The organism is Bacillus smithii, assembly GCF_001050115.1.
Classification (GTDB): domain Bacteria; phylum Bacillota; class Bacilli; order Bacillales; family DSM-4216; genus Bacillus_O; species Bacillus_O smithii.
The window spans coordinates 2231703-2257730 of sequence record NZ_CP012024.1; the positions used below are offsets into that span (position 1 = coordinate 2231703).

28 protein-coding genes and 1 tRNA gene are annotated in these 26028 nt (G+C 41.2%); 7 read left to right on the forward strand and 22 right to left on the reverse strand.

Going from position 1 to position 26028, the window contains the following annotated elements; genetic code table 11:
• Nucleotides 1-63: 63 nt before the first annotated feature.
• From BSM4216_RS10475 to BSM4216_RS10490, 4 genes are all read right to left on the reverse strand, one after another.
• Nucleotides 64-1251 carry a M14 family metallopeptidase gene (locus tag BSM4216_RS10475; RefSeq protein WP_003355343.1) on the reverse strand — a complete coding sequence of 396 codons (1188 nt, stop codon included), beginning with the start codon at nucleotides 1249-1251 and terminating at the stop codon, nucleotides 64-66.
• 291 nt (nucleotides 1252-1542) lie between these two features.
• Nucleotides 1543-3399, reverse strand: coding sequence for an LTA synthase family protein (locus BSM4216_RS10480; protein WP_048623685.1), 1857 nt, complete (start codon nucleotides 3397-3399; stop codon nucleotides 1543-1545).
• 147 nt (nucleotides 3400-3546) lie between these two features.
• Nucleotides 3547-4533, reverse strand: coding sequence for an ROK family glucokinase (locus BSM4216_RS10485; protein ID WP_048623686.1), 987 nt, complete (start codon nucleotides 4531-4533; stop codon nucleotides 3547-3549).
• Nucleotides 4530-4745 (reverse strand): YqgQ family protein, encoded by a 216-nt coding sequence (locus BSM4216_RS10490; RefSeq protein WP_048623687.1) that lies wholly within the window; start codon nucleotides 4743-4745, stop codon nucleotides 4530-4532. Before BSM4216_RS10490 ends, BSM4216_RS10485 begins: the two co-directional genes overlap by 4 nt.
• 289 nt (nucleotides 4746-5034) lie before the next feature.
• Here BSM4216_RS10490 and BSM4216_RS10495 point away from each other — a divergent pair, with 289 nt between their 5' ends.
• Nucleotides 5035-5907 carry a hypothetical protein gene (locus BSM4216_RS10495; protein ID WP_082142315.1) on the forward strand — a complete coding sequence of 291 codons (873 nt, stop codon included), beginning with the start codon at nucleotides 5035-5037 and terminating at the stop codon, nucleotides 5905-5907.
• A 59-nt stretch (nucleotides 5908-5966) separates the two neighbouring features.
• Here BSM4216_RS10495 and BSM4216_RS10500 read toward each other — a convergent pair whose 3' ends face one another.
• From BSM4216_RS10500 to BSM4216_RS10535, 8 genes are all read right to left on the reverse strand, one after another.
• On the reverse strand, nucleotides 5967-7160 hold the full coding sequence (locus tag BSM4216_RS10500) for a rhomboid family intramembrane serine protease (RefSeq protein ID WP_053083249.1): 1194 nt from the start codon (nucleotides 7158-7160) through the stop codon (nucleotides 5967-5969).
• Nucleotides 7161-7269: 109 nt separating this feature from the next.
• A complete protein-coding gene (locus BSM4216_RS10505) occupies nucleotides 7270-7464 on the reverse strand; it encodes a hypothetical protein (protein ID WP_003355350.1) in 195 nt (64 codons plus the stop codon).
• Between the two features lie 219 nt (nucleotides 7465-7683).
• Nucleotides 7684-8463 carry a DUF92 domain-containing protein gene (locus tag BSM4216_RS10510; RefSeq protein WP_169815875.1) on the reverse strand — a complete coding sequence of 260 codons (780 nt, stop codon included), beginning with the start codon at nucleotides 8461-8463 and terminating at the stop codon, nucleotides 7684-7686.
• Entirely contained in the window at nucleotides 8450-9019 is a 570-nt protein-coding gene (locus BSM4216_RS10515) for a 5-formyltetrahydrofolate cyclo-ligase (protein ID WP_082142316.1), read from the reverse strand. Before BSM4216_RS10515 ends, BSM4216_RS10510 begins: the two co-directional genes overlap by 14 nt.
• A 122-nt stretch (nucleotides 9020-9141) precedes the next feature.
• Nucleotides 9142-9291 (reverse strand): 50S ribosomal protein L33, encoded by a 150-nt coding sequence (gene rpmG / locus BSM4216_RS10520; protein WP_003355353.1) that lies wholly within the window; start codon nucleotides 9289-9291, stop codon nucleotides 9142-9144.
• Nucleotides 9292-9340: 49 nt separating this feature from the next.
• On the reverse strand, nucleotides 9341-9937 hold the full coding sequence (locus BSM4216_RS10525) for a hypothetical protein (protein WP_003355354.1): 597 nt from the start codon (nucleotides 9935-9937) through the stop codon (nucleotides 9341-9343).
• Between the two features lie 57 nt (nucleotides 9938-9994).
• On the reverse strand, nucleotides 9995-11170 hold the full coding sequence (locus BSM4216_RS10530) for a glycosyltransferase family 4 protein (RefSeq protein WP_048623689.1): 1176 nt from the start codon (nucleotides 11168-11170) through the stop codon (nucleotides 9995-9997).
• A 292-nt stretch (nucleotides 11171-11462) separates the two neighbouring features.
• On the reverse strand, nucleotides 11463-11921 hold the full coding sequence (locus BSM4216_RS10535; protein ID WP_003355358.1) for a DUF4912 domain-containing protein: 459 nt from the start codon (nucleotides 11919-11921) through the stop codon (nucleotides 11463-11465).
• 438 nt (nucleotides 11922-12359) lie between these two features.
• On the opposite strand from BSM4216_RS10535, the gene BSM4216_RS10540 reads away from it, so the two are divergent.
• Nucleotides 12360-12734, forward strand: coding sequence for a helix-turn-helix domain-containing protein (locus BSM4216_RS10540; RefSeq protein WP_003355360.1), 375 nt, complete (start codon nucleotides 12360-12362; stop codon nucleotides 12732-12734).
• A 91-nt stretch (nucleotides 12735-12825) separates the two neighbouring features.
• Nucleotides 12826-13314, forward strand: a complete 489-nt coding sequence (locus tag BSM4216_RS10545; RefSeq protein WP_048623690.1) for an endolytic transglycosylase MltG — start codon at nucleotides 12826-12828, stop codon at nucleotides 13312-13314.
• A gap of 801 nt (nucleotides 13315-14115) precedes the next feature.
• Here BSM4216_RS10545 and BSM4216_RS10550 read toward each other — a convergent pair.
• From BSM4216_RS10550 to BSM4216_RS10570, 6 genes are all read right to left on the reverse strand, one after another.
• Nucleotides 14116-16266 carry a peptidoglycan D,D-transpeptidase FtsI family protein gene (locus BSM4216_RS10550; RefSeq protein ID WP_053083272.1) on the reverse strand — a complete coding sequence of 717 codons (2151 nt, stop codon included), beginning with the start codon at nucleotides 16264-16266 and terminating at the stop codon, nucleotides 14116-14118.
• Between the two features lie 353 nt (nucleotides 16267-16619).
• On the reverse strand, nucleotides 16620-16805 hold the full coding sequence (locus tag BSM4216_RS17285; protein ID WP_342341844.1) for a hypothetical protein: 186 nt from the start codon (nucleotides 16803-16805) through the stop codon (nucleotides 16620-16622).
• A 31-nt stretch (nucleotides 16806-16836) separates the two neighbouring features.
• Entirely contained in the window at nucleotides 16837-17793 is a 957-nt protein-coding gene (locus BSM4216_RS10555) for an MFS transporter (protein WP_342341845.1), read from the reverse strand.
• A 95-nt stretch (nucleotides 17794-17888) separates the two neighbouring features.
• Complete coding sequence (sodA, locus tag BSM4216_RS10560) at nucleotides 17889-18497, reverse strand: superoxide dismutase SodA (protein ID WP_003355365.1); 609 nt, start codon at nucleotides 18495-18497, stop codon at nucleotides 17889-17891.
• A 345-nt stretch (nucleotides 18498-18842) separates the two neighbouring features.
• Nucleotides 18843-18916 (reverse strand) — tRNA-Ile (locus tag BSM4216_RS10565).
• Nucleotides 18917-18968: 52 nt separating this feature from the next.
• Entirely contained in the window at nucleotides 18969-19451 is a 483-nt protein-coding gene (locus BSM4216_RS10570; protein ID WP_003355366.1) for a DUF456 domain-containing protein, read from the reverse strand.
• A gap of 279 nt (nucleotides 19452-19730) precedes the next feature.
• Between BSM4216_RS10570 and BSM4216_RS10575 the strand changes: the two genes are divergently transcribed.
• Both BSM4216_RS10575 and ispG read left to right on the forward strand, forming a co-directional pair.
• Nucleotides 19731-20054, forward strand: coding sequence for a hypothetical protein (locus tag BSM4216_RS10575; protein ID WP_048623692.1), 324 nt, complete (start codon nucleotides 19731-19733; stop codon nucleotides 20052-20054).
• Nucleotides 20055-20159: 105 nt separating this feature from the next.
• Entirely contained in the window at nucleotides 20160-21254 is a 1095-nt protein-coding gene (gene ispG / locus BSM4216_RS10580; RefSeq protein WP_371836615.1) for a flavodoxin-dependent (E)-4-hydroxy-3-methylbut-2-enyl-diphosphate synthase, read from the forward strand.
• Between the two features lie 42 nt (nucleotides 21255-21296).
• On the opposite strand, the gene BSM4216_RS10585 is transcribed toward ispG, so the two are convergent.
• Nucleotides 21297-21683, reverse strand: coding sequence for a DUF4190 domain-containing protein (locus BSM4216_RS10585; RefSeq protein WP_053083251.1), 387 nt, complete (start codon nucleotides 21681-21683; stop codon nucleotides 21297-21299).
• Between the two features lie 252 nt (nucleotides 21684-21935).
• Between BSM4216_RS10585 and BSM4216_RS10590 the strand changes: the two genes are divergently transcribed.
• Nucleotides 21936-22499, forward strand: a complete 564-nt coding sequence (locus tag BSM4216_RS10590) for a 5' nucleotidase, NT5C type (protein ID WP_048623694.1) — start codon at nucleotides 21936-21938, stop codon at nucleotides 22497-22499.
• A gap of 54 nt (nucleotides 22500-22553) precedes the next feature.
• Here the strand turns inward: BSM4216_RS10590 and BSM4216_RS10595 are convergent, their stop codons facing one another.
• Nucleotides 22554-22976 carry a Fur family transcriptional regulator gene (locus BSM4216_RS10595; RefSeq protein ID WP_003355372.1) on the reverse strand — a complete coding sequence of 141 codons (423 nt, stop codon included), beginning with the start codon at nucleotides 22974-22976 and terminating at the stop codon, nucleotides 22554-22556.
• A 311-nt stretch (nucleotides 22977-23287) separates the two neighbouring features.
• On the opposite strand from BSM4216_RS10595, the gene BSM4216_RS10600 reads away from it, so the two are divergent.
• Entirely contained in the window at nucleotides 23288-23548 is a 261-nt protein-coding gene (locus BSM4216_RS10600) for a DUF2624 domain-containing protein (RefSeq protein WP_003355373.1), read from the forward strand.
• Nucleotides 23549-23660: 112 nt separating this feature from the next.
• Here BSM4216_RS10600 and BSM4216_RS10605 read toward each other — a convergent pair whose 3' ends face one another.
• Together BSM4216_RS10605 and BSM4216_RS10610 are read right to left on the reverse strand one after the other, a co-directional pair.
• A complete protein-coding gene (locus BSM4216_RS10605) occupies nucleotides 23661-24554 on the reverse strand; it encodes a deoxyribonuclease IV (protein ID WP_003355374.1) in 894 nt (297 codons plus the stop codon).
• 83 nt (nucleotides 24555-24637) lie between these two features.
• A complete protein-coding gene (locus tag BSM4216_RS10610; RefSeq protein WP_048623695.1) occupies nucleotides 24638-25948 on the reverse strand; it encodes a DEAD/DEAH box helicase in 1311 nt (436 codons plus the stop codon).
• Nucleotides 25949-26028: the final 80 nt, after the last annotated feature.

Here is a 26028-nt window from a genome sequence, read left to right on the forward strand (position 1 = left end):
CGACAGATAATCAAAAAGCCTGTTCAAAATGATGCAATCGATGCACTGTCCCATAATCTCCTATCATCCAAGCAGTGCACACAACAATATTCCTGAAACGTCTCGATAAATTTCCTTCCATTGAGAAAGAGGCAACGGGTTTAAGCCTTTACCCAGTTCGATCGTAAACCCCGATTTTCCAAATTCTTGAATAAACCAATCTTTAAATCCGGCATGACTATCCACGTACCTCACCGACTTATAGCCGCTCATTCTGGAAAACCATTTGGCCAAAACTTCCGCTTCTTTCGGTTCTTTTCCTTCATACCCCCAATAAATCTCTTTGCCTTGAGTATGCAAAGCAATCACTCTGTCAAACTTTTCATTTTTCGCCAGTTCAGCCATCGCTGCAGCTTCCGGTTCTGTCAATGGCTGTTTTCCGGGATAGTCCCGCGGCGCAGGAGATTTTGGCTTTTTGCGTTTTTTTTCAATCTCCCAATTTGCCGGAAACTGATTGTTCAAATCCACCCCTTGAATATTCGCTTTCCATTTCGAAAATTCCTTGCTCCCCCCATTCCATTTCATCAATTGTTCACGCTTGGATTCCGGGGGCCCATTTAATACTAAATCGACGCCATCCGGGTTCACCATCGGTACAACGGACAATGTAATATGCGGGTAGAGAGAATAAGCTTGAATTCCGTGGAAAAAACAGTGGTTGGTCAAAGACAGCAAGAAATGTTTGAAAAAAGTGATCAACACAACCGTTGTGATCCATTCATTCGCGTGAAAAGAACCGTTCATATGAATTTTTTTATTTCCTTTTCCAATCTTTAGTTCCCATATCGGTTTTTGATCCACGCTTTCTCCGATTTTTTGAACACGGACAAACGGATAAATAGCCGCAATCCTGTTGATTTCCTCTTCTAATCGTTTGGAGTCATACGGTTGATCCAAGGATGTTTCCAAGTTTAGCACTCGTTTCGGCAAGAAAATTTCATTTCCCGGAAGTAAATGCTGGGGGTCCATGTCGGGGTTGACTGTTTGCAAAGCAGTAGGAGACAAACATCTTTCGATTGCCATTTTCCAAAATGTATCTCCTTTTTTCATACGATAACGTTTTGCCACAAACCCCGGAATCTTTACTTTTTCCCCGATTTTCAAGCATTGAGGGTCCATACCGGGATTGGAATCAGCGATCAGCTGCTCAGGAATGCTGAATAATCGGCTGTAGCGGAAAAACGTATCCCCTTTTCGCACCGTTATATCCATAATGGCATTCTCCCTTCGAATCGCCTCTTATCACATGTATGAACCGCTTCATTTGGTTATGCCGGAAAGAAAAAAGATCGGCTTTTGGGGCTAACGGCTGTTCTTTGTCGGGAAAAAATCATCTTTTTTATAAATACGTGTGCAAATTTCAAGACATCGAATGAAAGAAGAAGGATATGGCAAAAATTCGTTGAAAAGGTCAAACAGAGATTCGATGGAAAATGAAAAAAGCTACTGAAACTGGATAACCAATCGTATGGCTCATGTTTTCAATCGGATCAATTTTGATTTTTATTTGTCCTTATAAAAACGCAGCAAATCGCCATAAATAATCCGATCGGAATAACTTAACTCCGTTTGTGCTGTTTTGCTGAATCGACTACAAACTTGGCGGTCCAATAATTTGCCGCTTTCTTGCTCGTAGCATTGATTTCGAGTATAGACATAATGATCGGTCATCAAGCTCCCATCCCTAAAAGCAACGAAATCCGGGTGATCGCGCGACAAAAGATCATGACCGAATTGAATGTCGTGTTTTGTTTCGATCCCAAGCAAATGTAAAATGGTCGGGCGCAAATCGATTTGACCCGCCACTTCATGAATGGTCATTCCTTTTTTCATTCCTGGGATATGGATAATGCATGGCACTTTTTGCAGTTTAACCGCTTCTAATGGAGTAATTTCCTTCCCTAAATATTGGCTCATCGCCTCATTGTGGTTTTGAGAAATTCCGTAGTGGTCCCCGTACAGAACAATGATCGAACGATCGTACAAACCGTTCTTTTTCAATTTTTCCAAAAAACGTTCCACCGCTTCATCCGTATATCGAGCCGTAACAAAATAGCGGTTGACGGTCCCATCATTGGATGTGAATTCACTAATCTTCTGATCTTCAGGACTGTAATAAAACGGATGGTGGTTCGTTAACGTAATCAACTTTGCATAAAAAGGGTTGGGTAATTCTTCCAAAAACTTCGCGGACTGATCAAAAAAGGGAATGTCTTTCAACCCCCAATTGATGACATTTTCCGGCGTTATATGGTAATCGTCGGCACTGTAAAAACGATCATATCCAAGCGCCGGATACATGATATCCCGATTCCAGAAAGATTTATTATTGGCATGCATGGCAGCTGTATAATATCCTGAATTTTTCAACTTTTTCGCCATTGAGTAATACGTATTCCCTGAATTCGTAAAGAAGACAGCTCCTCTGCCTAAAGGGTACAATGAATTTTCCAGCAAAAATTCAGAATCGGATGTTTTCCCTTGACCCGTTTGATGATAAAAGTTGTCAAAATACAGACTATTTTTGATCAAGCGATTTAAAAACGGAGTAATCTCCTGTCCGTTGACTTTATGGTTTATGACAAAGTTTTGCATCGATTCCATGGAAATGACGATGACGTTTTTTCCTTGTGCAATGCCGAACCATTTGTCACTTGGTTTGGCATAATTCGCATGGATATAATTTTCAATATCAGACAATTCACTGCTGTCTGCTAAAGCGCGTTGGGCAGAAGATTTTGACTGAAGCAAAATATCATAAATGTCGTAATAGTAAATTCCGATGTTTTTTACAAGCGCTTCTCGATCAAATGTTCTCGTCAACAGCTGCGGCCTTTCCGTCTCTGCCAAGCCTAAATTTAGACACAACAGAGACGCCGCTACATAAAAATAGGCACGGCGCGAGATAGTAGAAAACGGTTGAAAAGAGATAAAGGAAGGCTTCCTTTTTACGATGAGAAACAGCAAAAGAACGTCTGTAAAAAAGAAGAAGTCGTACCATTGAAATTCTTCCCATGCGCTATTGCCTAAATCTCCAAAATTATTGGTTTGAAATAACAACGGCAATGTAAGGTAATCGTTAAAAAAGCGATAAAAGACAACGTTTGCATATAAGAGCAAAGACAAAATCAAACTGATCGCCACGACATAAGTCATTTGATTTTCGGCTTTTTTCCATAATTGCCCCAACCCTAAAACAAACAAAAGAAAGCTAAGGGGATTCATCCATAAAATCCAGTTTTGCAGAGTATTTTCTGTATCAATATGAAAATTTGCCAGATAAACGATAAACGTCTTTATCCATAAGAGCAAAACGGCCGCCCATGTCAGCGGAAGCTTCCTTCCGACCAGCCATTTCATGTTCTTCACCCCTTGCTTGATCAAAAGCCAAAAATGCGATACAACTCTACCAACAGCGGAAAATCCCTCAACAGACAGAGCAAGATATTCAAGTTTTCTTCAAAATGATTTTTCCATCCGCTGACCGGAAAGACCGTTTCACAGTGCCTATTGTTCACGGCTGAATTCTTTCTTCACAAGCCAGCCTGCCCCGATTACACCGGCGCTATTCCCAAGTGATGCACGTTCAATCTTTGTGGATTCGCCGACAGGCGGGAATGCATACTGTTTAAAATATTTTCGGACAGGGTCCAAAAGAGTGCTTCCGGCATTGGATACACCACCGCCTACCACAATATAGTCCGGATTTAAACTATTGCCTATATTGGCAAGTGCAAAGCCCAAATAGAAGGCAACTCGATCCACGATACGTTTTGCCAAATCATCGCCGCCATCAGCCGCTTCAAATACATCTTTTGCACTTATATCTTGATTGGCATTAAATTTTTCTTTTAAAATGGAACCGCTATCCGCTCGCTCCAGCTCCACTTTGGCTAATCGAACGATGCCTGTCGCTGAAGCCACGGTTTCCAAGCATCCTTTTTTTCCGCAATTGCATGAAAATCCGTCTTCGATTTCCACGACGATATGGCCAATTTCTCCGGCGGCACCTTTTGCTCCCCGAACAATATCTCCATTGGCAATGACGCCACCGCCAACCCCTGTGCCTAGAGTGACACAAACAAGATTTGCAGCCCCGTTGCCTGCTCCTTTCCACATTTCCCCCAGAGCAGCACAGTTGGCATCATTTTCAACCACAACAGGCAAACCCGTTTCTTTTTCCAATGCTTGTTTTAGCGGATAATCGTCTTCCCAACCCAGGTTGACGGTTTTATAAATTCGTCCGGTAGAATAATCAATCGGACCGGGTGCGCCGAGTCCAATCCCTAAGAGCCTGTCTTTCGTTTCCTGTTTAGCCTGAAGTGTTTCAAAAATCGATTTCGCGATATCCGGAACAATGTTTCGACCTTTAGACGATCGATCCGTTGGGATTGACCAATGATCTAAAATCTCCCCATCCATATTCAAAAAAGCCAGTTTAACCGATGTTCCTCCTAAGTCAACGGCTGCAATCCATTTTTCTTTCGCCATCATCCGCCTAAACCCTCTCTTTTCTCTTTTTCTTTTTGAATTTCATGACGAAGCAGCAAAATGGCGGATTGAAAGTCTTTTGTATCTACTAGCTGCGATTTATACAGTTCCTTTAACTCCATTTCCATCAATTCCAAATCCGCCAGTCTGTCCCCGATATATATAATGGTGCCAAATTGTTTTAAAAGCTGTTGAACATCATAAATCGTTTTCAAAATTCCCCACCAGCTTTCCTTACGACAACTTTATTCCAAGAATAGTATAGGGGACGATTCCAAAAAGAACAAGAAAAACCGTACAGGGACGACTGTAACCGAAGGAAAACATTAGTATCAGTTTTCCCCAAATTTCCATCTGCCATGTACAAATCATACCCTCCACGGCCTAAATAATGATTAGAACAACCGTTGTTTATGTGCGAGACTCGTAAAAATGAAAAGAGAGACATAAAAAAGAAGAATGATCATACATTGTAATGGACAAACAGGAAAGAAGGTATCCGAAGTGATAAAAAAAGGGACATATCTGGGATTGGCCGCCATCCTATGTTCTTTCATTATTTTTTTCATCATTCGCAACATGAATCAAACAGAAGAAAGCATTATGTATTTTCCTCTCCATCCCACTGCAGATTTTCCTTCTGCCTATACGAAGCTTCAATTCAAAACAGGACATGTCAATCAAGCTTACAAAGTTTCCTGGGAAATTCAGTCCTTTCTTTCCCAAAAGGCCTATTTGCGTCAAGATATCAGCCTATTATTTGTTAACGGACGCTTGCGAGGAACTTTAAACAAATGGAAAGAACAAACGCAAAAAATCACGGTCCGCGATGATTACATCGGAAACGGATCCGCTTTCCTACAAGCTATTTCTTTTCACTATGCTGAACTGCATCAGAACCAGAGTGAGATCAAAAGCGCCCAAGAAATGTCTTCGGATCAATTGTTTGTCATTGATTCCGCCGAAACCCCGTTACTTTATTTTCGGACGCCTGGAAACCCAATCGAAATCAAATGGTCCAAAACTTTAACCGAACATACCAATAAACAATTGGAGAAGATCGCCTCCAGAGCCTATCAAAAATACCATCTACAGCCGAATGCTTTTATCCAAATTCCGTTAACGGACTTAGCCGCCTACGGTCATATGAAACTTCCTAACTTGTCTTTGCCTCAATCGAAGACGATTATCGGCCGTTTATGGGAAGGGCTTTACAAAAATTATTTTCTTGGAATAAAAAAAGAAAATGGCACTATCGAGGATCCTATCGATAGCACCATTCCGCTTATTCTTCTCTCTAAAACAGGAAATGTCCTTTACGTCGTTTTTGAAACGAAAGACGGAGAGATCGTCGCATTAAAACAAATCATCCCTTAATCTTTTATAGTTCCTTTGCCTATCGCTGATATGGGTTTAACCGGCATAATAAACCAAATTTAAGCTATCCGAAAAAATCCGCCATGATATCCTGCCCATAAAAGAAAAACGGTCAGCAGGAAAGAAAGGAGGAAAAACGTCGCCTGAAGGCTCCAGTTGCGTTGACTCGGAACATAGGAAACACCGGCAGCTAAAAATCCGCCGATTAATCCGCCGATATGTCCCGAATTATCTATTCCGGGCACAGTAAACCCGAAAATTAAATTGATGATTATGACCACAATCACGTTCATCCCTATTGTCCGAAAAAACAAACTACGATTTACAAATCCGAAAAATAAAAGAGCGCCGAAACAACCAAATATGGCACCGCTCGCCCCTGCGGACAGATTGGGAGTAAAGACAAAACTGGCAACCGAACCAAGAAAACCGGAAAACAAATAAATCCATAAAAACCGCCATCTTCCGAATATTTTCTCGACCATTGTTCCAAGATAATACAATGCCATCGTATTCATCAGCAAATGCAGAACGCCGATATGAAGAAAAATCGGGGTAAAAAAGCGCCACCACTCCCCATCGAGAATAAGCGGGTTGAACTTAGCGCCAAATCGAATCAACGTATCCGTATTCGTACTCCCGCCGTTTATCTCCAGCAAGAGAAACACGGCGACTTGAACAGCGATAAAAAGGTAGGTGAAAAAAGGGTTGCCATACTCAAGTAAATTTCGATCCTTTTCTTCTTTTTGAACAGCTCCAGTCAAAACAAGCTGTTCAAGGGATCGAACTTCGCTTTCCTCATAAGCATCACGAAAATGCCAGTGTCGAGCTCCATTTTGAAACAGCGTATTCAACTGATCAAATGCTTCTTCTTCATGACCTTGAGCGAACAATATTGGGGTGACGTTTGTTTGAGAAGTCTCGAGCGGAGTATAAGGTGCTTTCAGCAAATGTTCATAATCATCGACCGGTGGGTATTTGGATACATACATACTGACAACATTGAGCCCTCTTCTCATGAAACGCTTGCGGATCTTCTCCCCGTTTGCTGCCGTCAGCTGAATGTCCCTTTGCAGCCAATTGCTCCAGTCAAGTTCATGGCGAAGCAACCGGACAACTGGAGCTCGTTTTATTGCCGTATTTTCCAACCACAACTCCCGGCGGTCATCGGATATTGCCATGAGCCGATAATCTTGTTCCATCAACAAAAAATAAGCAAGGCGCCAAAAAATATAGTCTTCGCGAAAACTCATGAAATCACATTCCTTTGAGCCACTGCGCAAAAAGAGCGCATCTATTATGACTCTACTATAGCGAAGTCACAATCCAATTGTAAAGAATTTTGAAGGATCCATTTTCCATTCATTTATAGCTCGTAACAGGAGTCAGTACACGCATGATTCTGTTTTGGACGCCTGGAATGCGCATGAATAGTTGGACGGCAACCCTTCTAAGAATCATGCTTCCCAGCGCAAGATTGACCAGCCGATAACGATAGCGGTATATAACAACGGCCAGTACTCCGAAGCCGATCCATTTTGTCCAATTTGTTCTCATATTCATCCCTCCTAGGATTAATTTGCGATACATTGGTCGCAATTATTCCGATTGAAGGAATGATTTCCTCATATAAAGAAAAACAGATTGACCAGCGCCATTTCGTGAGCTTATGAATGGAGCTAATTTCAAAAGCCGGCAACAACTTTTCTTCAGCACGCGCTCATTCAAGATTTCAAGGGATAAAATCTCTTAGTGGCAAAGACAAAAAGGAATCATTTAGATCATCATCCATGCCAACAAGCCGCCCAATAAGCTTGAAAGAAAGTTGACGGTTTCATTGTTAAACACAGGATGCCCTTTCTTAAGGATGGTGTTCTTCCCGCAATGAAAACGTTTTTCAGTATGAACCCCGCAATTCGGACATTCATATTCGCTCTGGAAATAAGCACCCAAAAACGTATCGATTACATTTCCGAAAAAGCCTGCTGCGGCGAAACCGATCACGCTTAAAAGGGAGGGCAAATATAGTAAGTATGCAATGACAGCAATCCACGCCGCGCCACCGACAGCCCCCGCTGTTCCCACTAAAGACACCGCACCGGACACACCTTTTTCGACTTGTTTCCATGTTTTTACGGAAATCGGTTTCTTTTTACCGACAATCCCGATTTCTGAAGCCCATGTATCAGCATTGGCCGCAGCAATGGCAGCGATAAAGGCCCAAAGCCATTGTATGTCTCTTTCGAAATGGTAAATGATTAGAAAAAGGACAGCCGGTCCCCCGTTAGCCAATACTTGCTGCCAATCTCGCCTGGATCCTTTCGCTAAACGTTCTTCCGATGGCTCTTTCACTTTCGATTTCCACTTAGACAAGAGGCTTGAAGAGAAAAAAAACGCACCCAGCACGACGAGCCCTTTCCAATCGGCAGCCCAATAAATCGTCAAACCCGTAATAATGGCCGCGATACCACCTGAAACAGATAAGGCATTTCCATAAACGCCCGCCAAACCAACGAGAACAATCACAGTCATCACGAAACAATCAAATGCTGTCACATTCAATGATCCTTTCTTCCGTGATGATTTTTTGGACAGGAATGTCATGAGATTCCACAGGCAGCTGCGAAACGATTTGACTAGAGAAGGCCAGCGACGCCGTTTGCTTTTTATATAGTTTTAAAAATCGATCATAGTAGCCGCCGCCGAAGCCTAATCGATAGCCATTATTCATAAAAGCAAGGCCCGGTACAAGGAGAAGATCGATATCTGCCGGATCCATTTTTTCCGTTCGTTCCGGAATCGGTTCAAATAACCCGTAATAAACAGTTTCCAACTCCAGAAAAGAAGTTAATGTATGAAACTGGAGCCTTTTTTCATCGGGAAGACATTTAGGAACGGCCACTGTCTTTTTTTGATTCCATGCTTCACGGATCACCTGCCATGTATCTACTTCCGGAGCGATGGAAACCGTTACACCGACGACAGCAGCCTCCTGCCACTCTTTTGTTGAAAACAATGACTTTGAAATACGATAAGAATATTGCTCATATTCTTGTTTAGAAAGAGATGACAACGTATTTTTCATCTTCTTTCTCCATTCCTTCTTGTCCAAAACATCCTCCTCCTTTTAACCGCCTTCGTTCTTCTAATACCTGTCTCTATTAATTATATTAAAAAAACGGAAACAACCGCAGTCGACATGCACAAAAAAAACAGCAGGGAACAGCCTGCTGTTTACTTTGTTTCGCGGTGCAAAGTAACGCGTTTTTCTCTTGGGCAATATTTTTTAAGCTCAAGACGATCAGCATTGTTACGCTTATTTTTCGTAGAAATATAATTACGATCACCGCATTCCGTACATGCTAAAGTGATGTTTACGCGCATTTTTTTCCCTCCAAACCTCAAAGCAAGTCTCGTTTTCCATACGACTTTTCTATAATATCATCTTTTTTTTCGAAATGCTAGTCTGTTTTTCCCGCAGATCCTTCTTGGAATATTGATTTTCCTCATATTCCTGTTCAAACAGCAAGATGGTTCCTCTACCCGATTCTCCTTCACAAAGGTGAAAGCGAAAGGACAAGATGACAGCATGCCGCCCGAAAACAAAAGGATGATAATGAACGGTTCCGTATGGAAGCTCTTCAAACCACTTCATAAATGTTTTTCGTTCATTGACCGGGTAAACGCTTTTCAGCACCGTTCCATTCGTTGCTTCGGCCGATAACATACATCTCTTTTTCTGTTCAAAACTCCAAACCGTTCCGTCTATGGGCGAAAGATAGCCGATTGTTTGGGATTTTTCAGCCATTGGCGACGTCGCCAATACAAAGATGATTTGAATCTCATTATTTTTCGGAGATTTGCTTTCTATGCGAAAATCAAGCTTTTTTCCGTCATAACCGTTATTTTCTTCGATTTCAAAGAAAATGTCGTTATCTATGTTCGAAAATTTCCGACTATTCACCAAACAATAGCAATGAAAATGAGTGCTACCCATGTCATTTTTTACGAGTCGCTGCTTTTTTTTCATCTCTTCACACCCTATTCTTTATTGTTTTATAAAACGGTCCCCTCGTCTTCGATTCTATTAAACGGTCCATATGGACTCATATAGCTTTTTCGTTTTCTTCGCGGCTTCTTCCCAGCTGTATAAGTGTTTTGCCGTATAATAGCCTTGCTGTGCCAGTTTATCTATCATACTTGGATGATTCAATACAGAGACGATTTCTTTCGTTAAACTTTCGGGATTTCCTGCTTCGAAAAGAATCCCGGAATGCTGGTGCTTGATAAACGTCTCGAGTCCTCCGGTATTGGCGGACACAACCAATTTCTTGGCGGCCATTGCTTCCAAGGCAGCGATGCCAAACGGTTCATAAAGGCTGGGAAAAATCGTAAGCGTACAATGGTTTAATAACGCAATGCGCTCTTCTTCCGTTACATATCCGACAAAATAAACGTTATCTTCCAAACCGCGTTCTTTTACCTGTTGGCGAAACCGTTCCAACAACGGTCCCTTTCCGGCAATGATGAAACAAAGATCAGCCGAGTCCATCATCGGCGCCGCTTCGATGATAGTCTGAAATCCTTTTTCCCATACCATTCTTCCAATTGAAAAGAAATACGTCTTGTCTTTCAGCCATTGAAAGCGTCCACTCAAACACGAAGATGACCATTCTTTATCTTTTTCTGTATCGATGCCGTTGGCAATAACGGATAACGGCGGGTGGTGAGTCAAGATTTGTTGGACTTCTTTTTTCATTGGTGCGCTGCAGACAATCAAGCGGTCGCTCTGCAGCATCAATTCGCATTCCTTTTCATGAATGATTCGCTGTATATCGGACATCCTGTTTCCGCTTCGACCATATTCAGTGGAATGAACCGTTGTGATAAGAGGAAGACCAAAAATTCGTTTGCACGAAAGCGCTGCGCCTGCTACCAGCCAATCATGGGCATGGATGAGATGTATTTCATGATGGGCGAGAATGTCTCCTGCCTTGCGAATCATACAACTATTTAAATCGGCGACCCACTTCAGAAATTGGGGTTCATTTGGATGAAGGGGACCTGATCGGTAAATATGGATGCCGTTTTTTCGTTCATATACGGGCATTCCCTCGCTTTCAGCAGTGATGAGATGAATCTCAACACCTTCGTCTGAAAGCGCCAATGACAACCCCTCCACATGTCTCGCAAGCCCTCCTGCCAAATGCGGAGGAAACTCCCATGAAAACATCAAAACAGCAAGTCGGCAAGAGTCGGTCACAGCTGCAAAACTCCCGGCAAGAAAATGGGCGAAACATTTTTCCAAAAATGACAAAGGACAATGATTAGAAATTCATTTCCTTCCCGTTTTTCCCTTCTCATCATAAATTCGTATCTCCTTCATATACTTTCGTGAAAGCTTTTGTTTTCCGGATGTCGATTCTTCTGCTCTGTTTATTTCGAGGACCATTTTTCCGATGAATCGGGAAGATTAAGGAGGTTATTCGCAGAGCCCTTTTTTGTATTGCAATAAAAGCTTCCCTTATTTTGTCAATAAAGCAAAAGCACCTCCATTATTCATAATAAGAATAGGTGCTTATATGTCCGCGCCATTTAGGTCGTTGTCTATCCTCGCTGATCACCCCATCTGAAAGTTTTTCAGCCCCTGTTTCGGCACTAGGACAATGAATTTCATTAGAACGAAGAAGAGGAAAAAATTCATGGGTAATGGTCCAAAACCCCAATTCAAAAATGTAAGAATGTCCTGATTGCAATCCTTTTATGATCCAATAATGATGATCTTTCGCTATTTTAAATGTTTGGGCACTACAAGCATTATTGCCATCGAAACAAATACCCGTTATGTCATACAGCCGCAAATCCCAAATATGTTCGTTAGCTGGTTTTTGATAAAATTCCATCACGGCCGCAACAAATCGCTCATCTATGATCCATGAGCATAGCGCTTTTTGAAACGGAAGAAGAGCCGCCGATAATTCATTCACAAATGGCTTCCAAGTTGTTTGCACCATTTCATCTGCCCTCTCTTGCTTCTTTTTGGTCCTCCGTTGCCATTTCTCGCATTCAGTATATTTTTCGTTATCTTCATGGTATCACCCCTGCCGCTTTTCCACAATAAACGCATTTTGTCAAAATTTGCCGCACCGCTTGTTATCCATTCTGATCGACTGATTTTTTCAAAATAAATTAAGAAAACTCTTTTCTCTGCATAGACCCACCCACTCTATGGATCATGACGATTCTTTGCACAGGCCCCTTTGCTCTCATCTACCATTCCCTATCGACTCTTTCCCTTTATACACAGATTAAGAGTCCACCAATGTGTTTTCAGGCACCTTTTTTAAATTTCCCTTCGTTTATTAGATACTCTTATTCTACAATGATGTATGGAAGAATTTTGCGGAATATGCTATAACTAACAGTATCTATATCGATTTGGGGTGAAAAGTATGTATGGATTTATCTTGGGATTATTAGCCGCATCGCTCCTTTTATTCATTCTATCTTTCTTCATGAAAAGTCGTTTCAAAACGATGGAACAGCAGCTAGAAGAAATATCGCTTCAATTCCTTCAAGAAAATTACCAGGTGAAAAAGAAGCTGAAAGTTTTAGAAGAGGAACTTTTAATGGGAGATCCCTATTCCGAAGAGAAAAATTCCCGTCAAAAAGTGAACGAAATCATTCGCAATCAAGTGATATCCTTATATTTCCAAGGAAAGAGCATGGATCAAATCGCCAAACAATCTTCCCTTTCTCTCAGCCAAGTCAAACAAATTTTAAAACCCTATCAAAGCAATGAATATAAGAAGGACATGATTTTTTGATGACGGGATGCAAAGAATCCGGATGATTGGAAACGGATTCTGAAAATAAAAAATCGAAAACCCGCAAGACAATAAAAAGCGAGGAATGGAAATGAGCAGAGAAACAGTACGTGCATTCGCTTTTGGATTGCTTTCAGCAGCATTGGCCTTATTTTTATTTGTACAGTTTTTTTATCGACCTGAAGCCAGTATGAGCACTCAAGAGATGATACACGCATTGAAAAAACAGGGGTACACGGTTTCTTCCCCGAAAGAGTCAAGTAATCAGCCGATAAATCGAAAATCATATAGCTCGAAGCGCGAAAAACTGCAGGCGGATACATCTCGCAAGACGAAGAATGAGTCATCTAAAGAAACGAACAATGCCAATCGTTCGTTCCGGTTAACGATATCGCCTGGAACGACGCCAGATCAAATCGCCCAACGTTTGGAACAAGAAAAAATCATCAATAGCGCCAGTCAATTTAGTGAGTACATGAACCAAAACGGCTTTTCCAAAAAACTGCAAATCGGTACGTATTCATTAAACTCGCAAATGACGATGGAGGATATTGCCAACACCATTACAAAGTCAAAATAATCGATTTTAGCCATCAAGTGTTTTTCCGATTTCGATATGATAGACCATATTGTACATAAGAGAAGCTAAGAAAAGAGCTTCTCTCACGCAATCCCATTATGGTTTTGATAATCGAGTAGGAGGGAGCGATTAACTCCCGTCCTCTCACACCACCGTACGTACGGTTCCGTATACGGCGGTTCAATTAAGATAATTGACGCAAGTCTTTATAACTTCCGTGAATAGCTGTTCTCTTTATGCCAGTGGTCACTCCACCCTCCAAGAGGTCTCCCACGGGATTCACCGCTTCCTCCCTCAAGTGAGGTACTACGTTTTCTGTGTTCATCATGACTCACTGAATACCAAGGGCTATTCTCTCTTAATTGTTCGGTCCTTCTTAGTTGTTCTAGACCAACTAATACTATGACCTCTGCTGACTTCTGACGGTTCAGCTACTTATCACTAAGTAGGTTATGAAGAGTACTTCACATATCCGCCAGACCTCCCCGGGTAAGTACATGCACTTTCACACCATCTATCCGCCTCATTTACTCGATATGACCTTCGACAGAAAGAGCTTTGTTTTGTTATGCAAACTCACTCAATCATACCTAGCCTTATATGAGGTTCGTGTTCCTCGGACCGGTGTTTTGCCTCCAGCTTCCTTCAGATTCCGCGTCACCACGGACACCCTTGCTCTTGGCTAACCTCTACTTCTGTCTTCGGGGTTCGGGACTTACACCCTATAGTTCATGTACATGCCGGGCGCACATAAAAAGGCCGAGACGAACATCTCAACTGTTCGTTTCGGCCCTTTTTCGATTATCCTTGGCTATTATCTGAATCGGAGCTTTTGCTCTTCGACTTATCGTTGGATTGGTTGTCCTGTTTTGGCATTTCGTCCACGACGACGTCGGATGTTTGTTTTTGCGCACGTTCTTTCTTTAGTTCGAAATATTTGTCCAAAATTCGACGACCAATACGATAGTTGATTTGCGAGCTTCCGTTTCCTTCATAGACCCACGGCACAACGACGGCAAACGCAACTTCCGGATTGTCATAAGGAGCATAACCAACAAGCGTCAAATTCCAAACCATCGGCAGCTGTTGACCTCTTTTCAAAAATTCTTCGCTTTTTGGTCCATCATATACCCCTTCTGCCGTCCCTGTTTTCCCGGCCGGTTTGTAAGGCGCATCATGAAAAGCGCTGTAAGCCGTTCCCTGCGGATCCTGCATGACTTCTCTAAAGCCCTCTTGTACATGTTGAATCCAAGAGGTTTTAGCATCGATTCTGTTCAGCACCTTTGGTTCAACCGTTTTGATGACCGGACCAATCTTTTTGGAATCTGATACTGGTTCGCGAATTTCTTTTACGATGTGCGGCTCCATTCGATAGCCGCCGTTGGCAATGGTTGAAACATATTGTGCCATTTGCAGAGGCGTATACGTATCAAATTGCCCGATCGCAAGGTCCAAAAGCAAACCAGGACGACCTGGATCGATCTTTCCTTTATAGCCGACTTGTTCATTCGGCAAATCGATACCCGTAGGCACACCTAAGCCAAATTGAGCGTAATGGCTTCTCATGACATTAAAGGCATTCATATCAATCTGAAGGCTTTGATTCGGACGATAGGTTCCTTTTCCGATGGCAATGGCCGTTTTAAACATATAAACGTTTGAAGACCGCTTAAGAGCATATAAATCATTAATGGACATGGCGCCGGTGCGGTTAAACCATGAGCTCTTAGGGGGGGTTCCTCTAAATTTTAAAGGTTCATCCACGAGATACTGTCCCGGATGAATCGCACCAGTCATATACCCTGTTAATAATGTGGCTCCTTTGACAGCTGACCCCATAGCATAGGAAGTCGTCATATTGCCAAGGGCAAAATCCACAAGCTCAGGTTTACCGGTTTTTTTGTCGATTTCGTATTTTTTCCCGGCCATGGCCAAAATTTCACCGGTATGCGGATCCATCATTGTGACAAAAGCCCGGTCCAAATATCGTCTTCCCGGAATTTCTCTTAACAGTTCTTGGGAAATGATCTCATCCACCGCTTTTTGCAAATCCATATCGATCGTCAGAACAAGATCATCTCCCCGCTTCCCTTTGCTGACAACTTGGGAATCAAGGATGTTGCCGTCTTTGTCTGTTATATTTTTAATTTTTGTTTTTTGTCCGCGCAAAACGTCTTCATACTGATATTCTATGTAGCTTTTGCCAACACGGTCATTACGGCTGTAATCTTTTGATAAATAATAATCAAGCATATCTTGAGGAAGCCCCTCATTAGAAGACGAAATTTTCCCTAGCACCGACTTTAACGTTTCCCCGTAAGCGTAGGAACGGTCCCAGTCAACGGTTGTATCCACACCAGGAAGAGAATCGAGATTCTCGTTAACCAAAGCATATTCCTTCGGTGTCACTCCGTTGTTTTTCACAATCTGCGGCGTCATCGCATATCCAGAATTAAATTTACTATAAATCGCCAATACCTCTAAGTCATGTTTTGTCAAGGAAGCTAAATCCTTTTTGGTGACTCTCTTCAGCTGCAATTGATATAATTGATCGTCAGACAATTGATTGTCTTTATATTTTTTCCATTCTTCTTTCGTAATCTTCTGTTTCGCCTCTTTCGGATGAGTCATGATCCAATAATCTTTTTTATCTCTTTCGGTGACTTTATCCGTATCCATGTGAATCAAAGCAGCCAATTTTTTGGCCGTTTTCAGCATTTCTTTAGGACCGGCATTTTTCGATCTTGTATACGTAATGGCGTATTTGGAGCGGTTTTCCACCACCGGTTGACCATTTCGATCATAGATGATGCCGCGAGGAACGCTTGTATTGGCCGTCACATTCTCCGTGCGTTCAATCTTCCTTTCGTAGTCCTCCCCTTGAACGATTTGTACAACCCCTAACCTAAAAATTAAAATAGAAAACAACACAAAGACAATAAAAAACAACATGTTCACCCGAAACGGTACATGCGTTCTTTTTGCTCTCTTTGCTTTTTTCAATGGGAACAATCCTCTCTTTACAATAACTCTTTTCTCTTTATCATTTTAAACAAAACCAAGCCATTTTTCTATAAAAAAGAGCATGTAAAATGATAGATGATTTTCTTTTAAAACATGGAAAAATCGAATATTAAAATGGAATACGCCCATTTTGGTGAGTACATCTACATCTATTTATATTATGTATGGTGTATTATAAATCAAGATATCGTAATTGGATCAGATCCCTCCTTTTCATGGACTTATTTATTGTATTTTCCATGATGAAAATGGAAGGATCCGTCCTTAAGTACGAGCACTGACTATTCGATGCGAATGTTTCGAATACAAAAATAAATCAGCGTATGACCAGCTCCAACGATTAACAACAAGATCGGAATGCTTTTTTGTTCAGGAAAAAAATGAATGGCGAATATAAAGCATAAAACCGAAAAAATACGGCCGGCATTGTTAAACAATTCTCTCACCACAATATACTCGACCCGCATTTCACTTGCTTTCCAAGAACGGCCGATCACATCATAAGTAATCGAAATATACGGAACAAGTAGAAAGGGATACGCGATGGCAATCATGCTTGCATAAATCAAAAGTTTCGGGAAAGTGGGATGAAACACAATCAAAAAAAGGGACAAGTATAGGACCACACCTGCAGCCAGTATCACTGGCTTCCGAAATTCCTGTTTGATCAGACGCGAAGCTAAAGAATAGCCAATTAAAGAAATTCCTGAGTTCACCAACCCATAGGTACAAAATAACAAATACGAACACTCCTTCCCGCAAACCTTGGAAAAAATGAGCAATCGTAATTCGGTTCCAATTCTGATTCGTTTTCCTCTCCTTCCATATCCTTTTCAAAAAATATTGACCATGCGCCGGCCTTCTTTTCAGCATAAGACTTAAAAGAACAGCGATCGTAAATAAACCGAGCGACACGGCAAAGATAATGGAATACCCGACAAACGACTCAAACCGTGAAATAATGGATCCGGCTAAAACGGGACCGACCATCCCTCCGGCTGAACTTAACGTTCCGAGAAATCCGTTAAAAAAATCACGGGTTTCTGGTTCCGTAATCTCAAACGTTAAGACATTGTACGCCAGCCAATAAAAACCATATCCCACTCCCAGCAAAGCGCCGAGAATAGCTAAAAATTCATGGGCCCGTTCGCCAAAAAAAAGGACAGATAAATAAAAAAGGGCCAAGAAACTGACTCCCATACGCAAAACCATGATTCGATCGACTTTTTTGGCCCATTTCCCGGCGATAATAAACGTTAATGGCTGAAAGATGACCACCATTAAATTATAAATCGCCAAATCCATAAACTTTCCGGACTGTTTCCATAAATAAATGTTTACAAATGTGTTGGAAAGCGCCACGCTTAAAGAATAGCATCCGCCGATCGTTAATAAAATCAGCAATTCTTTTGTTAATTCTACATCTCCAAACCATTTTTTGTATTGTTTGTTCATAAAAAACTCCCCTTTGTCTCTCTCCTATCTTTTGAAACAAAGGGGGCTCTTATACAAGAAAAGGCGAATCCCTTTGAAAGGATTCGCCTTTGTCATTATTTTGCAGCGCTGTAGCGTTTTGCTACTTCATCCCAGTTGACTACATTCCAGAATGCTTGGATATAGTCTGGACGACGGTTTTGATAATTCAAATAATAAGCATGTTCCCAAACGTCTAATCCTAAAATAGGAGTTTTACCTTCCATTAATGGAGAATCTTGGTTTGGTGTGCTCGTTACTTCTAATTCACCGTTGTTCACTACGAGCCAAGCCCAGCCGGAACCAAAACGGTTTGCTGCTGCAGCAGAAAATTCTTCTTTAAATTTCTCAAAGCTTCCAAATTTTTGGTTGATAGCATCTGCCAATTCGCCTGAAGGAGCACCGCCGCCGTTTGGAGAAAGAATCGTCCAGAAAAGAGAATGGTTAGCATGTCCACCGCCGTTATTGCGAACAGCCGTACGTACATTTTCTGGAACGGCATCTAGGTTAGAAATCACTTCTTCAACAGATTTGCTGAGAAGTTCATCATTTCCTTTCAATGCATCGTTTAATTTTGTCACGTAAGTGTTATGGTGTTTCGTATGATGAATTTCCATTGTTTTCGCGTCAATGTGTGGTTCTAAAGCGTCATAAGCATAAGGCAATTTTGGAAGTTCAAAAGCCATGATTAATTCCTCCCTATGTAATCCATTTTTAAATTTTGAATCATGTGATTCAACCGTTTCCAATTATTACATTACCAAAGATAGTGTGGACTTTCAATTTTTTTGCTTTTATTTGCATAAAATTTGTGTTGGCCATTACCCATAAAAAATATGGCAAGCACTTGCCAAAATGGAATGTACCCGCCCCCTATTTGTCCTTTTTCCTTTTCATCTAAGCTAGATTGTTTTGTTGAAATTCTTTCTTCGCGAAAGGACCAATGATAGGATTCCCAATACTCGCCTGAATTAAAACTGCGATTTTTTTGACAAAAAAACCGCAACGATCTTGCGGCTAAACAAAGTCTATGGACCCTGCAGGACTCGAACCTGCGACCGGACGGTTATGAGCCGTCTGCTCTAACCAGCTGAGCTAAGGGTCCTCCTCATTTCACCCCACAATATAACACCCTGATGATCGATCTGTCAATGACATCAATGAATCTGCCAGAAGAAATACACGATCATGGCGATCTGAATGATACCTTTTGTCAATACGGACGCAAAAAAGGCCACAACAGAACCAAGAGCAATTCTCACCGCTTGAGAAAAAGAAGTCCGATGAAATACCCATTCTCCAATCAACGCGCCAAGAAACGGTCCGATCACGATACCGAAAACCGGAATGACAAAAGGCCCGAGAATAAGCCCAATTGTGCTTCCCCAAATTCCTGCTTTGGAACCGCCAACCTTTTGGACCCCGAAGTAATTGACCATATAATCTGAAAGAAACAGCAAAACGACCAAAATCCCTTGAACCGTCCAAAATACCCAGCTAAACGGTTCAAATGAAAAAAACAGTCCATACAGCAAGAAAGCGCCCATCAAAAATAGCACTCCTGGTATGACCGGATAAATGAGTCCGATAAAGGCAATGATGATGCAAATCCATATTAGGATCCAAAAAAGAATCGACAAAAAAGTCTCCTCCCTTTTTTTGCTTTCGACCATTCTCATTTCATGTCTTTACAGAAAGTTTTATGCCCCCAATAAAACATACATGAGAGAAAGATCATTATGCTTTATTTATTGTAGCGGAAAACGACGATACTTCAAAACCTTTTCACCGATCAACAAAAAAACACGCATTTTAAAGAGAAAACATAAAGAAAATATTCGTGGTTTCAGAAAAACATTCTTTCTATCCCTTCATAAAAAGAACAAAGCGGTCATAAGGTATACTACGGAGGGACAAATATGAAAAGATTAGGAATGTTACTCGCTCTTGTTGTCGTCATTATAGCCATAGGATATGATCTAAAAATTGGAACTCTTCCGTCAAACCAACCAAAAACCAGCCCATTTTCATTATCAGCACCTGCCGCCCATTCATCCATTCCTTATAAGGAAATCAAAATCCACTCGGGAGATACGGTTCTGTCGGTCGCTGAACGAATCCAAAAGGGAACTTTGCCGGTATCGATTGACGAAGTCATCCATGACTTTGAAACATTAAACAACGGTCTGAAACCGGAGAACATTATGGTTGGAAGAACGTATAAATTCCCCGTATATGAGTGAACTTAAGTTTATTTATTGCTATTTCAACAAAGACTGGTACAATTATTTAATGAAAAGAGCTTATTAATTTAATGATATCAAAAGGAGAGAATCCACTTGGGTGAAATTATACATCGTTCAAAAACGCGGCCGGTAAAAGTGGGAAATTTAACGATTGGCGGTAGCAATGAATTGATTATTCAAAGCATGACCACCACGAAAACGCATGATGTAGAAGCGACAGTACGGCAAATTCATCAATTGGAAGAAGCCGGCTGCCAAATTGTTCGTGTTGCATGTCCGGATGAACGAGCAGCAAATGCGATCCCCGAGATAAAGAAAAGAATCCATATCCCATTAGTAGCGGATATTCATTTTGACTATAGATTAGCTTTAAAAGCCATTGAAGGCGGAGCAGACAAGATTCGGATTAATCCCGGCAATATCGGGAAACGGGAAAAAGTAGAAGCGGTTGTCAAAGCAGCCAAAGAAAGAGGGGTCCCGATCCGAATCGGCGTCAACGCAGGAAGTCTTGAGAAAAAAATTCTTGAAAAGTACGGATATCCGACCGCTGATGGAATGGTGGAAAGTGCACTGCACCATATTCGCATTTTAGAAGACCTCGACTTTCACGATATCATCGTGTCTTTAAAAGCTTCCGATGTCAATTTAGCGATCGAAGCATATGAAAAGGCTGCAAGAACGTTTGATTATCCGCTTCACCTAGGAATTACGGAATCTGGAACACTTTTTGCCGGCACCGTCAAAAGCGCAGCTGGATTAGGAGCCATTCTTAGCAAAGGCATCGGAAACACCTTGCGTGTTTCTTTAAGCGCCGATCCTGTTGAAGAAGTAAAGGTTGCCCGGGAATTATTAAAAGTATTTGGTCTTTCTTCCAATGCGGCGACATTAATTTCCTGCCCGACATGCGGCCGAATTGAAATTGATTTAATCAGCATTGCAAACGAAATCGAGGAATATATCCAAAAAATTAAAGCCCCGATTAAAGTGGCCGTTCTTGGATGCGCCGTCAATGGTCCTGGTGAAGCAAGAGAAGCAGATATAGGCATCGCGGGAGCACGCGGTGAAGGACTGCTGTTCCGAAAAGGAAAAATCGTGCGAAAAGTACCTGAAGAAACAATGGTTGAAGAGTTGAAAAAAGAAATCGATGCCATTGCAGAAGAATATTATCAAAAACAAAAGCAAGAACAAAATGCATAAAAAGAGGCCGGCTTAAGCCAGCCTCTTTTTTTCTGTAAAATGCTAAAAGAACGGAAGGACAAAAAGTCCCATCACGACTGCAACAGCTCCAATGCCGATCGCCCATATTCCAAGCGACCCAGCCCCTCTTCTTCTGGCCATGAAACCGACGATGATGCCGGCAACGCCAAATAAAATAGGCATAGTAAACAGAGAAATAATGGAAAGCACCAGCGCGGCGATGCCGATATAACTTCCGGAGTTTTCCTCATCGCCATCCCGTTCACGTTCACGAACTGTATGATCCTCTCGATCATCTATTACAGGTGCGGCAATTTCTGCAGCCGTTTCCTCTTTATGATCCGTGTTTTTATATTCGTTTTCTTCTGTACCTTGTTTTTCTTCGTCCAATGCAATCCCCCGCTTTTCATACGGAATATGGATGCTCATTTGAGGTTCCATGTTACAGGAACATTTATAATATTACCGAACAGGCATCTCATTACTTCCGTGAATGGTTGGTGCTTTTGGTAAAAAACTTGAAGGAAAGACATTTTAATCAACATCACCTTTCCTGCCCTTTCGGTTTGAAAAACCTTTTGTATCTTATAAAAATAAAGTATGATACACTTTTATTTGCAACGGATTACCGTAAAAGCGACCAACAGAAAAAAGCAGGATGAATCAAAGGAGCAGAGAGAAATGAAACAAAAACGGTTTGGCATAGATATCGATGGTACAGTAACATCCCCTGACAGTTTAATTCCTTTTATCAACCAAGACTTCCAATTAAACATCACTTTAAAAGATATTACAAAATATGATTTAACAGAAGCATTAAATATCCCGGCAGACATTTTTAACAAATGGTACACGGAAAAGGAACCGCTCATATATAAACTTTCCCCGATTGCAGAAGGAGCAAAAGAAGTATTAACAGAATGGAAAAAACGTTTTCAGCTGTTCTTTATCAGCGCAAGAGGCGATCATGCGTTCGATATTACAAAAAAATGGTTTGAAGAGAACGACATCCTCTATGATCACATTGAATTGATCGGGACTCACCACAAAATCGAGGCCGCTAAAAAACATGAAGTGGATATATTTTTTGAGGATAAGCATGACAATGCTGTTTCAATCCATAAAGAATTGGATATTCCGGTTATTTTGTTCAATACCCCTTACAACCAGGAGCCGGTCCCTAAAGGAGTGATGCGGGTCGACTCGTGGAAAGAAGCAAATGATATTGTAAAACGATTATTTTAACAGTGAGTACGTAGGAACCCATCAAAAAAACGGCGAAGAATAAGGGAAAAATCCTTATTTTTCGCCGTTTCTGCATTCTGGACATGTTCCATACACTTCAAATTTATGATCTGCGATTTCATATCCGTCCAAATTTTCTTGAATCGAATTCATCGGGCAAATATGAATTTCCTTTGTTTTTCCGCAAGATAGACAAATAAAATGGTGATGATGCTCCATGGCAGAACAAGAAAACCGAAACAATTTTTCTCCGTTTAGTTCCGTATCTTCTAATATTCCGATTTTGACAAATAAAGCCAAGTTCCGGTAAATCGTGTCAAAGCTGACGCCCGGATAACGGCCTTTCATCATCTCCAGCACTTCTTTGGCCGATAAATACTTATCGTGCTTGGCAAATAATGCAAGCAAATCCTCCCTTTTATCCGTATGTTTAAATCCTTTTTCTTTCAAAATCGAAATGGCTTCTGCTACTTCCATACATTGCACCCCCACTGTGTCATTTTCCGTATGCTGCCGAGCTCATGGACAAAATAAATAACCGTTCTAATGCCAGAAAAAACTATGAATATTTTCAAACCTATATGCTTAACGAATTTTATTTGATTTTAATCATCGCTTTCAGGGCGATTTTCATTCTCATTTTTCAGAATGATTCCGATTTATAGATAAGTGAAGTATACATGAAAAACGCCAATAAGTAAACGAAAATGAAAATTCTCCGTTCCATTCCCTTTTTATAGACACAATTTTCAAGTTGACGCATATAGTGAATCAGGGAGTGATGGGCGTTGAAATTTATTCAAACGATGATCAATCATAAAATCAGCACCATGACGGGAACAGAACTTTATAAATGGGGAAAACAGTTCAAAATTTCGATCACGAAAGAACAAGCAGATGCGATTGCGGCGCATTTGCGCGGAAAAAAAATCGACTTGTTTGATGATAAGCAGCGGACTCAGCTAATCAAGGAAATCGCTAAAATCATCGGACCGAAAAAAGCAAAAGAAATCAATGAGCTGTTTATATTGTTTATGAACTCAGAATGACGGTGATGAAAACAGCAAAGATAAAGGCGAAAAACTCCTGGCCCTTTTCCTTGCCTTTATATTCCCCGCTTGCGGCTTATCGAAAAGGGCTTTGGAGTTCTCTGTTCTCTAATCAGCTTTCTGCAATTTTTTGCAGAAGATTCTCATCGAACTTTTGGCTACGGATCATTTCGATTTCAAATTTATACGGTGGTTTTTTGTTTTTCTTATCTTCCCCTACATACGGCGTTTCCAAAATTTTTGGCACATCTTCTAATTGTGGATGATAAATTATATAATGAAGAGCTTTGAAGCCTATATGACCAAAGCCAATATTTTCATGGCGGTCTTTACGGGACCCTCTTTCATTTTTGCTGTCGTTCACATGCAGCACCTTTAAACGATCAATGCCGATGATTCGGTCAAATTCCTCAAGCACTCCATCGAAATCTTCGACAATCGGATATCCTGCATCGTGTGTATGACACGTATCAAAGCATACGGAAAGCTTGTCATTATGAACCACACCATCGATGATCATCGCCAATTCTTCAAATGTCCTTCCGCATTCCGAACCTTTTCCAGCCATCGTCTCCAACGCAATTTGTACATTTTGCTCACGAGTCAATACTTCGTTTAGACCTTCAATAATTTTTTTAATGCCGACTTCCGGTCCTTCTCCGACATGGGCGCCGGGATGGAGAACAATTTGTTTAGCTCCGATCGCTTCTGTTCTTTCAATTTCGCTGCGCAAAAAGTCAACACCTAATTGAAACGTATCCGGGTTTTTGGCATTACCGATATTAATAATATAAGGTGCATGGACGATAATTTCCGTAATTCCATGTTCCTCCATATGCTTGCGGCCCGCTTCTATATTTAAATCTTCTATTTTCTTGCGTCTCGTATTTTGCGGTGCACCGGTATAAATCATAAACGTGTTCGCCCCATAGGAAACAGCTTCCTCGCTCGCCGCTAAAAGCATTTTTTTCCCGCTCATTGAAACATGAGACCCTATTTTCAACATCCGTTTCAGCTCCCTTTTCCTTATCCTTTAAATGCAGCGGTTCACCAATGGTGTTGCTGCTTTCGTGTCATCGAACAAAAGGTTTATTTCTTTTTCGCTTTCAATCGTTTTTCTCTTCGCTTTAATTTTTCTATTTCCTGTCTGATTTTTTTCTTATAACCCGGCTTCACTTTTTTAGGCTTGCGTACGAGGGCTTTCGCTTTTAATTCTGTTTCATCTGCCATCTTCTCCCGGTTTTTCCTTCTGTTCCGATCCGGAATTTCTATAATGGCGTCCTTTTGAATATCACGATGCAAGAAGCGAATTCCTCTTTTCTCCAAACGATTTAAAATATCTTCATCGCTCGGGGTATAAATTGAAGCACATATTCCTGAAAAGCCCGCCCGACCGGTCCGTCCTGAACGGTGAATATAAAAATCGAGATCTTGCGGCAATTCGTAATTTATTACATGGCTGACTCCCTCAATATCAATACCCCTAGCCGCCAAATCTGTGGCCACTATATATTGAAACTCAAGGTCGCGGATTTGTTTCATCATTTTCTTTCTTTCGCGGGGAGTTAAATCGCCATGAATTCTTCCCGTTTTTAATCCTTTTGCTGCTAACGCATCTGCCACTTCATCTGCCATTTGTTTCGTATTGGTAAAAACCAAAGCCAGATAGGGGTTAAAGGCAATCAGCAGCTGATAAAGCAAGTCGATTTTTTCCCGACTTTTCAGAGGGACTAGAATATGTTCGATTGTCTCTGCCGACGCTTTTTTAGGCTGTACTTGAACGTATTCCGGGTTTTCCATATATTTTTTTATAAAAGGCTTTAATTTTTCCGGAATGGTTGCAGAAAAAACAAGCATTTGCAAATCTTTGTCCATTCGGCTGGCAATTTGGTCCACTTCCACTATAAACCCCATGTCCAGCATCAAATCCGCTTCATCCACCACAAGAATTTGAGCTTTATAAACGGATAAAGCCTGCTCTGTAATCAAATCACGAATCCTTCCAGGTGTACCAACCACAAGATGCGGCTGTTTTTTTAACTTTTCCATATCTTTTTGTTTATCCGTTCCGCCTATTAGGCAACGGGCGGTGATCGTCTTCTCAGAAAACTTCGTAATCGATACTATTTCTTGGTGAATTTGACTGGCCAATTCTCTCGTCGGAGCCGTTATGACAGCTTGCACCTCTTGTTTTTCCGGATCAATTTTTTCCAAAATCGGCAGCAAATAGGAGTGCGTTTTCCCTGTCCCCGTTTGCGACTGGCCGACCGCACTCTCCCCTTTCAAGATCAAAGGGATCATTTTTTCCTGTATTTCTGTAGGTTGATAAAATCCTAATTCTTCAATTGCTTTATTAAGAAAAGGCTGAAATCCAAATTTCTTAAATTGATGGTTGATCATTTAAGCCACTCCTTGAAGGTCATTTCCATTGCCACATTATATAATAATCAATCCAATAAATCATCTTTTCTTTCTATTTT